The sequence below is a fragment of the Janthinobacterium sp. 78 genome (assembly GCF_003096775.1).
GTDB classification, from domain to species: Bacteria; Pseudomonadota; Gammaproteobacteria; order Burkholderiales; family Burkholderiaceae_D; genus Janthinobacterium; species Janthinobacterium tructae.
In genome coordinates this window covers 4053171-4064952 of the sequence record NZ_QENT01000001.1, presented here as the reverse complement: position 1 = coordinate 4064952, position 11782 = coordinate 4053171, and the positions used below count along the sequence as shown (strand labels likewise).

Genomic DNA, 11782 nt, shown 5'->3' with positions numbered 1-11782 from the left:
AGGCAGTCTCACGGTAGCGTGCAGGGCACGGTGGCAGCGATTATAGACCAATGCGCCAGCGCTTCCCGTGCGGGCGGGGCGGCGGGGCCTGCCTCAAAAAACCTTTTCATCGAAACGCGGCTGTGCGATAGTCTCGGCTTCAAGCAAATAGCCCGGATCTCGATCCGGGCTGTTTATTTTATACAATTAAGGATTTATTTATGGCAAAAGATGCAATGCCGAGCGCCGTGAAGCCGTATATTCCGGCCGATGCGAAGCTGCCCGAGATGACCTTCCGCGCGCTGTTCATGGGCGTCATCCTGGGGATGGTCTTTGGCGCCTCCTCGCTGTACCTGGTGCTGAAAGTGGGGCTGACCGTCAGTGCCTCGATTCCCGTCGCCGTGATCGCCATCACCCTGTTCGGCCTGGCCAAGAAGGTGGGCGGCAAGGATTCGTCGATCCTGGAAAACAGCATCACGCAAACGGCGGGTTCGGCCGGCGAGTCGCTGGCCTTCGGCCTGGGTGTGACCATGCCCGCCATTTTGATCCTCGGCTTCGACCTGGAAATCTCCAGGGTCATGCTGGTCGGTATCCTCGGTGGCCTGCTGGGCATCCTGATGATGATCCCCATGCGCCGCACCATGATCGTCGACCAGCACAAGGAACTCAAATTCCCCGAAGGCACGGCTTGCGCCGAAGTGCTGAAGGCGGCCGCCACGGAAGAATCGCGCATCGCCGCCGGCGAAAGCATCGAGAAAGACTCGGCCGCCGCGCTGGACGCCAAGCGCCGCGCGAAGATCATCTTCGGCGGTTTCGCCGTCGGCTTGCTGTATAAAGTGTTCAATATCTCCTTCAAGGGCTGGAGAGACACGCCGGGCGTGGAATTTGCCGCGCCGCTGAAGGGTGGCTCCATCGGCGCCGAGATTTCGCCTGAATTGCTGGGCGTGGGCTACATCATCGGCCCGCGCATCGCCGCCACCATGGCGGCCGGCGGCGTGCTGTCGTATCTGCTGCTGATCCCGATGATCAAGTTCTTCGGCGACAGCCTGACCACCGTGCTCTCGCCGGGTACCAAGTTGATCAGCGAAATGGGCGCCGACGACGTGCGCAGCGCCTATGTGCTGTACATTGGCGCGGGCGCCGTAGCCGCCGGCGGCCTGATTTCGCTGGTGCGCGCCATGCCCATGATCTGGCGCAGCCTGTCGGCCGGCCTGAAAGGCATCGGCAAGGGCGTCAAGAACACCTCCACCCTGCGCACGGATCAGGATATCCCCCTGAAATGGGTCATCATCGGCTGCCTGGCCATCATCGCCGTGATCACCTTCGCCACGCCGCTGCACATGAATTTCCTCGGCGCGCTGCTGATCCTCGTCTTCGGCTTCCTGTTCGCCACCGTGTCGTCGCGCCTGACGGGCGAAATCGGCTCCTCGTCGAACCCGATCTCCGGCATGGCCGTGGCCACCTTGCTGTTTACTTGCCTGATCTTCCTGATCATGGGCTGGACGGGCGGGCGTTACTATGTGACCGCCTTGTCGGTGGGCGCCATCGTGTGCATCGCCGCCAGCAATGCGGGCACCACGTCGCAGGATTTGAAAACCGGCTACCTGGTGGGCGCCACGCCGCGCCTGCAGCAGTATGCGATTCTGGCGGGCGCGCTGTCGTCGGCCCTGATCCTCGGGCCGATTTTGCTGAAGCTGAACGAGGCGAGCACCGTCTACGTGCCGGCCGCGCAAGTGGCGCCGGGCCTGACGGTCGACGCGTCGAAGCTGACGGTGACGGGCGAGCTGCATGGCCCGCAAGCCGATACGGACCACAACACGTATAAAGTCTGGCAAAAGACCGATACCGTGGGCGGCCCGGCCGGCAAGTATTTTGTCAAGGACGATGGCCAGCTGGCTTACCTGGTCGATCCGGGCATCAATGGCCATTACAGCAAGCGTCCCGACGGCTCGGAAGTGAAGAAATACGATGCGCCGAAGGCCGTGCTGATGTCCTACATCATCAAGGGCATCCTCGACCAGCAGCTGCCGTGGACCCTGGTGCTGTTCGGCGTGATGATCGCCGTGGTGCTGGAAATGGCCGGCATCCCGTCGCTGGCGTTTTCGGTCGGCGTGTACCTGCCGCTGTCGTCGACCTTGCCGATCTTCGTCGGCGGCCTGGTGCGCTGGCTGGCGGACCGCCGCAATAACAAGCTGGAACACAACGCGAACCTGAACGAGGAAGAACGCCAACTGGCGGGCGACCGCAGTTCGGGCGTGCTGCTGGCGTCCGGTTACATCGCCGGCGGTGCGCTGGCCGGCATCATCATCGCCATTACGGCCGGCGTGCTGACGCACTTCGACCAGATGATGGCCGACTGGGCCGAGCACGGCAACCCGTTCTACGCGGGCTTGCATTCGGATGCGCTGTCGCTGCTGCCATATGCGGCCATCATCGTGCTGCTGTACATCGTCGCAAGAGAGAAAAAGGCGGACCGTCCGCAGGCTTGATGCTTGAGGCAATCGAAGGAGAACCGCCCGTGTCATGACGATCCGGGCGGTTTTTTTATGCGCGCCCGATGGGCCGCGCCGCCAGCTGCGCCGCGCTGGCGTAGATCGTCACGTGCTCGGACGCCAGCTGGCGCAGGTGCTCGAAGAAGGTCTGCGCCGGAATGGCCCACGATGCTGCATCGCCGACCTGGCCGTTCACGCGCAGGCCGGCGGCATCGAATTCGCGCGCAAAATACTCGCGCAGATCGCCGCGGCCCGGATGGTCGATGCGGCGCTGTGCGACAGCTTGGTCGAAAGGGCGCACGGGCACCTCCCAGCGCCGGCCGGCGTGGTCCAGGCAGGCCAGCAGCTTTATAGCGTCTTCCCACACGGGCACGGGAAAGGCGTCGCCCATGGCGTCTTCCAGCGCGTGATAGAACGTCACCGGCCCCATGGAAATGCCCAGACCCAGCACCTTGGCGTGGTCGCAGCCGATGAAACGCTGCCACGGTGAGCCCATGCCGAAGATCGACGGCGCGCGGTGGTGTGCCTCGGTGAGACCGGCGGCATGGCGGCCCCACGCGGAGACGGAGTGCGTCGGGTGGATGCTGCGGTGGATATTGCCGCTTGCCAGAAACGCTTCGGGCAGGCGCCCCATGTGCGTGCCGTGGCGGCGCGGGTCGAACACATAGTCTTTCATTTCACAGGTGGCGCGCACGGTGCCGCCGGGCAGATAGTAGGTGGGCAGCAGCAGGGTGCCTTGCGGGCCGACGGCGTCCTGCAGGGCTCTGATCACCGCTTGCGCGCCGCCTTCCACGTAGCCCAGGTTTTTCAGCGAAGAATGGATGAACAGCGTGTCTCCCTGCGCGATGCCCAGCCGCGCCAGGCCGGCGGCCAATCCGGCGCGTGTCACGTGGCGGGCGCTGTGGTGCATGTGCCTGGCGCTGCCGGTGCGGCGCCACGTTTCCAGCGCGGCCCTGGCGGCGTCCTTGGCCCGCTCAAGCATCGCCGGCCTCCCGTGCCAGTTCCAGTTCCAGCAGGTTCGCATCGATGCAGAACTTGGCGGCCCAGTTCAGGTAAGCCCAGGTGCCGTAGTCGCCATCGACGGGAAACGAGCCCTTGACGCCGCCGCGTGCGTGCGCGGGACCGTCGATGCTGATCGAGCGCCGCACGTAACGGTTCAGGCGGCGCCCCGCGTCGAGGTAGCGCCGCTCGCCGGTGAGCCGGTACAACAGGAACAAACAATGCGCATTTTGTACGGAACCCGTGAGGCAGGCGTAATCGGCGCCAGGCTGGAAGTCCGGGCCGAGGCGGCCCGCCAGGTAGCCATCGGCCGCCACGGCGTTGGCGATGCCCGTGGCGGTACGCACGGCGGCGTCCAGCAAGTCGGCGCGCCCGGCAAAGCGGTGCGCTTCAAGCAGGCCGCGCAAGGCGTAGCCGATGGTGTGGGTCAAAGGCAGCAGCGGGTTGTCGAGGCAGTTGGCGGCGAACCAGCCGTTGGAGCGCTGTTTGCTCAATGCCCACTCGACCTGGCGCAAGCCGGCCGCGCCATAGCCGTGGCCCGGCGCGATGCGGTCCGCTTCGAACAGGCCCCATGCCACGTGCGTCTCATAAGCCTTGTCGCCGGGGCCGGCGAACGGCGTCGGATGCCGGCGCCAGCAGCCGTCGGCATCCTGGCTGTCGCGCAGCCACCTTGCCGCGCGCTGCATGGCATCCTGGTAGGCCGCGCCGTACGCCTCCACGCCGGCGGCCAGGCCAAGCAGGATCTGGCCCGTGTTGAAGGTAACGGGCACGCGTGGCAGCGAATCGATCTTCCCGCCCTGGAAACCGCCTTGCGGGAACTGGATGGCCACGCACCAATCGAGCATGCGCCGCGCCCGTTCGTGCAGGGCAGCAGCTTCACCATGATCGCCCGTGCGCCGCGCCACGGCGATCATGGTGGGGATGATGTAGCCGGTGGTCTCCGGGTAGGAGCTCGACCAGCCTGTCAGCAAATTGTAGTCGCGCGCGACGCCGCCGTCGTGTGAGCTGGAATGGTCCTGCGCCGCGCATAGCCAGGCGGTGCAGGCCTTGACGACGGCCTGTGGGCCAGGGTCGACGGCGGGCAGGCCGCGCCGGTCCGACAGCCGCTCCATGCGCGCCGCCGCCGGCAGGCTCGCTGGCGGCGCCAGAGTGTTCCTGATCTTCGCGAGCAAGGCGCGCATGGCATTCCATTTGGTGGTTGGCTCAGGCTACTGTAGCGCCGGCAGCGGGCCGGGCTATTGACTTGCCGCAAGGATCAGCGCTCGCATCGCTGCCGCCGGAATTGACGCATAATGGATACTCTACTAACGTCGACGAGGCCCGCCATGAACAGCGTCACGCTTGAATACACAGTCGTCACCAATCCCGACTCGTTTGTCGGCTTCAAGTATTACGTCAAGGCGGGGCAGGCATTCGATGCCGACGATTTTGCCTATTCCTACAAGCTGAACCGGTCTGACCTGGACCCGGACAGCGTGCTGGCCACCCGCGAGGCGGCGGCGAAGCTGCAGCTCGGCGAGTGGCTGACGGTGTCGCATTCGATTGCGGCGTAGCGGCTCCACTATTTGTTTCTTGTTTAACTTTACCGGCCCGCCAGGGACATATGCATCTGACTCTTTCAGCATTTCCTGATATCTCTATTGTTCCAACCTTGGTTGAACACGCCGAAGCGCTCGCTACCCTGGTGGGGGAAAACCGTGAACACCTGCACGCTTTTCTTCCCGCCGTGATGCAACTGGCGTGCGTCGACGATGCCAGGGTTTATCTGGAAGTCGCTGCCGCGCGCGCCGCCAGCGGTGAAGTGCTGGAATGGCATGTTTTTTCCGGCACAGCTTTATGCGGCAGCATCCGCCTGAAAGACATCGACGCAGCGGACCGCAATGCCAGAATCGGCTATTACCTGGCCCGTCAGTTCCAGGGCAGGGGCATCGCCAGCGCTGCGGTACGCGCCGTCCTGGCGCATGCGTTTGGCGCGCTGCAGTTGCACCGCATCGAATTGCAGTGCGCGGCAAGCAATCATGCCAGCATGGCGCTGGCCGGGCGGCTGGGGTTTATGCACGAAGGCGTGTTGCGTGAGGCGGAGTTATTGAATGGTGCGTTTGTCGATCTGCATGTGTATGGCTTGCTGCAGCCCGATTTTGTGCCGGAGGGTGCTGCCCTTAGCCTGGCATGAACCAGGCCCGCAGTTCATCCTCGGCCCTCTGCGCCGCCGCCTGCGTCAAGCTCAGCACGATGATCTTTTCCTGTGCCGGACGGTACCCATCGCCGTCGGCCAGCTCGATGGCTTGTTCGAAGCTTGTGTAGTCGTGGCCGAATTCACGCGGGCATTGCTGCACGATGCGCGCCGCCTTGCCGGCGTTGCGGTCGGCCAGGTTGACGATGGGATTGCCGTCATAAAACGGCTGGCCATTCGCAAACGCGGTGCGCAGATACGGCGCGCATTGGCCGTCGAGGAAGGATAAGCGTGCCTGCCACCAGGCCTCTGCCGCCGCATACGTGGCCTGGTCCTCGAGAAAATCGGCAAACAGGAAGTCGTTCATCATGGTTTCTCCGGCTAGATGCCGAACACTTTCAATATGGCGTCGCTAAACCCCTCGAACCAGCTGCCCACCTTGCCCGGCTGCTTGCCGTGGCGCGGTGTTTCTTCGTACAGGTAGACGCCGTGGTCGCCGTCGAAGCGGTCGTTGAGCAGCGCCTGCTGGCCGCGCAGGTAGGGCAGGAAGGTTTCGCTGCGCATCGTCGAGTACAGCACGTCGGTGCTAAAACCCAAGGTGGCGGACTGGCTGATGGCGCGGCCCTGGCCGGCCCGCTCCAGGCGCACGCCGCGGCAGCCGCGCACGATCAGCGTGACGGGGCCGCGAAAGACGATGAAGCGCAGCTGCAGGGTGAGCCAGGCATGCAGGCTGCCCAGGCGCCAGTGGCTCGATATCGCCAGCGGCTGGTTCGCGTCGCAGACCAGGCCGACCAGGCCGCGTGGCTGGAATACGAGTGCGCTGCCGGCTGGCAGGTGGACGATGGCGATTTCCAGCAGCGGATCGTCGCTGGCGGAAATCGTCACGGATGCAGTCACGTCGCTGTGCAGCCGCGTCAGCGCCACCATGCCTGCGGCCAGGCTCGTGAAGGGGAAGCGCCAGTCCAGCAGCCACTGCGTGCGCTTGGTGCTGCTGACGGGCGATGACTGCAGGTATGCGGGGTGGATCAGCATCTGCTGGCCAGGTTTTAGCTGTAATGCCTGCGAGACGGCGGAAATGCGCGATTCGTCCTGCTGCGGCAGGGGCAGGCTGGCATCGCCGGCTTGCAGCTCGCGCGCGATCGACAGCGGCGGCAAGCGCGCGGCCAGGGGCGCCAGCACGAAGTAAGAGAAGGCCTTGATGGCGCCGGGCAGAAGGATGGCCGACAGCACCAGCAGGGCGGCCGTGGGCACCACGTCCAGCACGGGCGCGCGCCAGCGGGCGATCCAGTTGCGCGCCAGCTGCGCCTCACTTGTGGCGATGGCCGCCTGCACGGGCGCCAGCGCGCCGGCCAGTGCCGCGCCATCGATGGCGAATGGGGCGGGGCGGGCCGCATTGTTGGTGCGCGCGCGCTGCGCTGCCCAGGCGCGATACGCTTGCAGGTTGATCTCGCGCCAGCGCTGACCCTCGGCTTCGAGCTGCGACAGCTGCGCGTAAGCGTCGCTGCCAGGCAAGTGTGCCGCGACCGGGTGCTGCGCTTCCAGTTGCCGGCGCTGGGCCAGGTTGTGCTGCAGCGCGGCATACGCGCTGACGTGTTCCGCATGCAGGCGCGCCAGCGTGTGCCGCGCATCTTCGCCTTTGACCGCCGCTTGCAGGGCGCTCAGATAACGGGCTTCCTGCGCCAGCACTTCGATTTCCACGCGGCGCGCCGCTTCCTGCTGCGCATGCAAGGCCAGCGTGTGCGTGTCGGGCAGGGGAAGGGTGAACAGCGATGGTTGCTGCCGCGCGCGCAAGGCGGTCAATTGCACCTGCACTTGCGCCAGGCGCGCGGCGATGGCCGTTTGCGAGGTTTTTTGCAGGGCGTTGACACGCGCCGTGGCGGCAGCGGCCAGACCGGCGCCATGCTGATCGGCGCCGTCGGCGGCCAGCCTGAGCGCGGCGACGGCCTCGCTGCCGGCGCTGTAGGCGCGCCATTCGGCCAGCAGCAGGCGTCCGGCCAGCAGGATGACGATGAACAGCGCGAACTGCAGTGCGTGGTGCAGCAGGAAGCGCAGCAGGGCCGTCAGCAACTGGCGCAAGGAGGTGCTGCCTTAGTTCGCCGCGCTATCGGCGTCGGCACAGCATTTCTTGTACTTCTTGCCGCTGCCGCAGTGGCACGGGTCGTTGCGGCCCGTTTTGGGTAGTTCGCGCAAGACGGTGGCGCCGGACTGGCTTTGCGCCTGGCTTTTCAGGTGGCGCTGGCGTGCCCAGGCGGCGTTGATGGCGATGACGGCGGGAATCACGCCATCCATGGCCGTTTCGGCCGCATCGTCATCGAGCTCGCTGGCAGCGGCCAGGTGCTGGAACGGCGCCAGGTATTGCGGGTGGCTGACGGCCAGGGCCGCCCACTGGGGCTTGTCCAGACTCGTGCCAAGGACAAAACCGGTGCACCAGGCGGTCACGCTCCATTCGGGGCCGCAGACGTAGATGGGCTCGAAGCTGTCCGGATCCTTCGCCAGCCATTCGACCATGTAGGCGTGATGGCGCTGCGCCAGGCTGGCCGCCCGTTCGCTGGCCTCGTCGTGTGCCGGCGCGGCGCTGCCGGCCGCCTTGTCCCAGACCCACGGCAGCCATTGTTCAGGCGTGATCTGTTTCGGGCTCAGGGCGACGGCCGTGAGGAAGCCTTCCAGCATGGACACGTCCATGGCGGCGCCGGCCAGGGCGGGCGCGGCCAGCAGGGTGTCGAGTTCGGCGTATTCGTCGTCGGAGAGGGGCGAGGTGGTGGAGATGCTGGACATGGGATTCTTTGTGTAAGTTGGTCGATGGCCGCTGGCCCTGGCCGTATTGTACCGCCCGGCAAGGGGAAAGCCGGCGCCGGAATGAAAAACGGCGGCCCGCAGGCCGCCGTCTTTATCCAAGGCAGAACGCTTACTTCACGCCGTGCATCAGTTTGTTGATCAGCGGTGCGATCAGGAACAGGATCACGCCGGCGCCCAGCAGGGACCAGAAGCCGAAGGTGTAGCCGGACAGGGCCGACTGCACCGACATGCCGCTTTCGCCACTGACGTGGCTGGCGAAGATGCCCGACAGGTTGTTGCCGATACCGGTCGACAGGAACCAGCCGCCCATGCCCAGGCCGACCAGACGCACTGGCGCCAGCTTGGTCACCATCGACAGGCCGATAGGCGACAGGCACAGCTCGCCGATCGATTGCAGCACGTAGACGGTGGTCAGGGTCCAGAACGGGATCTTGTTATCGGCGCCAACCAGGCTCGACAGAGCGAAGATCAGCAAACCGAAGGCCAGCGCATTACCCAGCAAGCCCAGGCCGAATTTGCGCGGGATCGATGGATTGACATTGTGGCGTGCCAGGTAGACCCAGACGGCGGCGATCAGCGGCGCGAAGACGATGATGGCAACCGAGTTGACGGTCTGGAAGTAGGCGGTCGGGAAGATCCAGAAGCCCAGGTCGCGGTTGACGATCTTGTCAGCCAGGAAGGTAAACGAGCTGCCAGCCTGTTCGAAGAACATCCAGAACAGGATGTTGAAGACAAAGATCAGCAGCATGGCGATGACGCGGTCGCGCGCCACTTTGCCGTTGCGGATGCCTTCGATCATCAGCATGAAGGCCAGGCCGATGAACAGCACGGTCAGGACGATTTGCAGCTTTTCAGCGCCGACGGTCAGCAGGAAGTACATCAGCGGGATCACGCACAGGCAGCCCAGGGCGACCCAGACGACGCGCATCGGGTTGCCGGCGCCGGCTTCCGGTGCGCCGATACCCTTCAGGGCGCGGCGGCCGATGAAGAACCATACCAGGCTGATCAGCATGCCGAAACCGGACGCCATGAAGACCATCTTGTACGAAGGCATGGCGCTGGTGCCGAAGATCGACTCGGCCAGCCACTGGGTGAAGACGGGCGCAACCATGGCGCCCATGTTGATACCCATGTAGAAGATCGTGAAACCGCTGTCGCGGCGCGGATCGGCTGTCGTGTACAGCTTGCCGACCATGGTCGAAATGTTCGGCTTGAACATGCCGTTACCGACGATCATCGTGGCCAGGCCCAGGTTGAAGATGTCCTGGTTCGGCACCGAGATGCAGAACAGGCCGGCTGCCATGAAGACGGCGCCCAGCAGGATCGAGCGCTGGTAACCGATGACCCGGTCGGCGATGTAACCACCGAACAGGGCGCCGGCGTACACCAGCGCGAGGAAGGAACCGTAGGTCAGGTTGGCCGCTGCCTGTCCCGAACCGTCGCCAGCATGGAACTGGGCCACGATGTACAGTACCAGCGCCCAGCGAACTCCGTAGAACGCGAAGCGTTCCCAGAATTCAGTCATGAACAACATCCACAATGGGCTTGGATGGCCCATAATCTGCTTGAACTCGGGAATAACGGCTTCCTTGTTGGGCGTAGTCGCACCGCTCATGCGGTTCCTCCTGAAAAATTATTATAGTCAATCGATACAACGAACTTATGGAAGCCTGCGGGCGGCGGGGACTCTCATGAAGAACCTCACGCACGGGAATTCCAATAGGCAGGCATTCTAATCTACAAATTGCGCTGAGCGAAGGTTTCCATTCGCATTAGCAAGAATGACTGTTTCATATTAATCAAACCGGTTTGCAGGCAAGGGCGGCCCGGGCGATTTTGCGGCGGCACAGCACAACTTGCCCGACTTGTCGTATATTAAGGTTGCAAGACCTTCGAGCATCGATTTTTAAAGGAATTTTTCGCATTATGGAACACGACGTTATCGATACTCTGGTTTCACCGGAAGGCCGCCTGGACGTGCTCTCCAAGACTGAAGTCAACAAACTGCTCGACACCAGCCAGGGCGGCCTGTACAACACTTTCCGCCGCTGCGCGCTGGCGGTCTTGAATTGCGGCAGCACCATCGACGATGGCCGCGCCCTGCTGGAGCGCTACCAGTCGTTTGAAATCTCCATCATCCAGCGCGAGCGTGGCATCAAGCTCGACATCAAGGGCGCGCCAGCCATCGCCTTTGTCGACGGCAAGATGATCAAGGGTATCCACGAGCACCTGTTTGCCGTGCTGCGCGACATCATCTTCGTCAGCGATGAAGTCACGGGCAATCCGAAATTCGATTTGCAGAGCACGGAAGGCGTGACGGACGCCGTCTTCCACATCTTGCGCAACGCGAATGTGCTGCAAACCCAGCTCAACCCGAACCTGGTCGTCTGCTGGGGCGGACATTCGATCAACCGTGCCGAATACAATTATTCGAAGGAAGTGGGCTACCAGCTGGGCTTGCGCGGCCTCGACATCTGCACGGGCTGCGGCCCCGGCGCCATGAAAGGCCCCATGAAGGGCGCCACCATCGGCCACGCCAAGCAGCGTTTGCACAATGGCCGCTACCTGGGCATCACCGAGCCGGGCATCATCGCGGCCGAATCGCCGAACCCCATCGTCAATGATCTGGTCATCATGCCGGACATCGAAAAGCGCCTGGAAGCGTTCGTGCGCGCCGGTCACGGCATCGTGGTGTTCCCCGGCGGCGCCGGCACGGCCGAAGAGATCCTGTATATCCTGGGCATCTTGCTGCACCCGGACAATGCGGACATCCCGTTCCCGTTGATTTTCACGGGGCCGGAAACCTCGCGCGAGTATTTCGTGCAGATCAACCAGTTCATCAGCGACACGCTGGGCCCGGAAGCGCAGCAGCGCTACAAGATCATCATCGACGACCCGGAACTGGTGGCGCGCGAAATGCTCGAAGGCATACGCCTGGTGCGCGAATTCCGCAAGGCGCACAGCGATGCGTATTACTTCAATTGGCTGCTGAAGATCGACCACGAGTTCCAGAAGCCGTTCCAGCCCACGCATGAAAACATGCGCAACCTGAGCCTGCACAAGAACCAGCCCACGCACTTGCTGGCAGCCCAGTTGCGCCGCGCGTTCTCCGGCGTGGTGGCGGGCAACGTCAAGGATGACGGCATCCGCTCCATCGAAGAGCATGGCAACTTCGAGATCCACGGCGACAAGTCCATCGCCGGCCCCATGGATGCGCTGCTGGCCTCGTTCGTGGCGCAGCACCGGATGAAACTGGCGGGTACGGCATACGTGCCTTGCTATACCGTGGTCCAGTAAGACTTTTCAGCCAGCGCCGTCCGTTCCCTGCGTGTGCCGGGGGCGG

At 63.9% G+C, this 11782-nt stretch carries 10 protein-coding genes; 4 read left to right on the top strand and 6 right to left on the bottom strand.

The window, feature by feature from the left end:
- Positions 1-200 precede the first annotated feature (200 nt).
- Positions 201-2468, top strand: coding sequence for an oligopeptide transporter, OPT family (locus tag C8C92_RS17850; RefSeq protein WP_243420268.1), 2268 nt, complete (start codon positions 201-203; stop codon positions 2466-2468).
- 55 nt (positions 2469-2523) lie between these two features.
- On the opposite strand, the gene C8C92_RS17845 is transcribed toward C8C92_RS17850, so the two are convergent.
- Entirely contained in the window at positions 2524-3453 is a 930-nt protein-coding gene (locus tag C8C92_RS17845; RefSeq protein ID WP_165829475.1) for an AAC(3) family N-acetyltransferase, read from the bottom strand.
- Complete coding sequence (locus C8C92_RS17840; RefSeq protein ID WP_116744809.1) at positions 3446-4651, bottom strand: hypothetical protein; 1206 nt, start codon at positions 4649-4651, stop codon at positions 3446-3448. The genes C8C92_RS17845 and C8C92_RS17840 overlap by 8 nt, the downstream gene beginning before the upstream one ends.
- Before the next feature lie 144 nt (positions 4652-4795).
- Here C8C92_RS17840 and C8C92_RS17835 point away from each other — a divergent pair, with 144 nt between their 5' ends.
- Together C8C92_RS17835 and C8C92_RS17830 are read left to right on the top strand one after the other, a co-directional pair.
- Positions 4796-5023: a hypothetical protein gene (locus tag C8C92_RS17835; protein ID WP_116744808.1), complete on the top strand. Its 228-nt coding sequence runs from the start codon at positions 4796-4798 to the stop codon at positions 5021-5023.
- The gene (locus C8C92_RS17830; RefSeq protein WP_133250789.1) at positions 4990-5643 is read left to right on the top strand and encodes a GNAT family protein; all 654 of its coding nucleotides are present in this window, start codon (positions 4990-4992) and stop codon (positions 5641-5643) included. The genes C8C92_RS17835 and C8C92_RS17830 overlap by 34 nt, the downstream gene beginning before the upstream one ends.
- Here C8C92_RS17830 and C8C92_RS17825 read toward each other — a convergent pair.
- The 4 genes from C8C92_RS17825 to C8C92_RS17810 all read right to left on the bottom strand — a co-directional run bounded on the left by C8C92_RS17825 (position 5630) and on the right by C8C92_RS17810 (position 10054).
- Entirely contained in the window at positions 5630-6013 is a 384-nt protein-coding gene (locus C8C92_RS17825) for a hypothetical protein (protein ID WP_116744806.1), read from the bottom strand. The two genes, C8C92_RS17830 and C8C92_RS17825, sit on opposite strands and share 14 nt — an antisense overlap.
- A gap of 11 nt (positions 6014-6024) precedes the next feature.
- The gene (locus C8C92_RS17820; protein ID WP_116744805.1) at positions 6025-7719 is read right to left on the bottom strand and encodes a hypothetical protein; all 1695 of its coding nucleotides are present in this window, start codon (positions 7717-7719) and stop codon (positions 6025-6027) included.
- Between the two features lie 12 nt (positions 7720-7731).
- Positions 7732-8418, bottom strand: a complete 687-nt coding sequence (locus C8C92_RS17815; protein ID WP_116744804.1) for a UPF0149 family protein — start codon at positions 8416-8418, stop codon at positions 7732-7734.
- Between the two features lie 130 nt (positions 8419-8548).
- On the bottom strand, positions 8549-10054 hold the full coding sequence (locus tag C8C92_RS17810; protein ID WP_116744803.1) for an oligopeptide:H+ symporter: 1506 nt from the start codon (positions 10052-10054) through the stop codon (positions 8549-8551).
- A gap of 311 nt (positions 10055-10365) precedes the next feature.
- On the opposite strand from C8C92_RS17810, the gene ppnN reads away from it, so the two are divergent.
- Positions 10366-11736 (top strand): nucleotide 5'-monophosphate nucleosidase PpnN, encoded by a 1371-nt coding sequence (ppnN, locus tag C8C92_RS17805; protein ID WP_116744802.1) that lies wholly within the window; start codon positions 10366-10368, stop codon positions 11734-11736.
- The last annotated feature ends 46 nt before the right edge of the window (positions 11737-11782 follow it).

Coding starts and splice junctions, on each gene's coding strand:
- C8C92_RS17825 (WP_116744806.1), bottom strand. CDS start 6,013: ATGATGAACGACTTCCTGTTTGCCGATTTTCTCGAGGACCAGGCCACG.
- C8C92_RS17810 (WP_116744803.1), bottom strand. CDS start 10,054: ATGAGCGGTGCGACTACGCCCAACAAGGAAGCCGTTATTCCCGAGTTC.
- C8C92_RS17815 (WP_116744804.1), bottom strand. CDS start 8,418: ATGTCCAGCATCTCCACCACCTCGCCCCTCTCCGACGACGAATACGCC.
- C8C92_RS17850 (WP_243420268.1), top strand. CDS start 201: ATGGCAAAAGATGCAATGCCGAGCGCCGTGAAGCCGTATATTCCGGCC.
- C8C92_RS17845 (WP_165829475.1), bottom strand. CDS start 3,453: ATGCTTGAGCGGGCCAAGGACGCCGCCAGGGCCGCGCTGGAAACGTGG.
- C8C92_RS17835 (WP_116744808.1), top strand. CDS start 4,796: ATGAACAGCGTCACGCTTGAATACACAGTCGTCACCAATCCCGACTCG.
- ppnN (WP_116744802.1), top strand. CDS start 10,366: ATGGAACACGACGTTATCGATACTCTGGTTTCACCGGAAGGCCGCCTG.
- C8C92_RS17840 (WP_116744809.1), bottom strand. CDS start 4,651: ATGCGCGCCTTGCTCGCGAAGATCAGGAACACTCTGGCGCCGCCAGCG.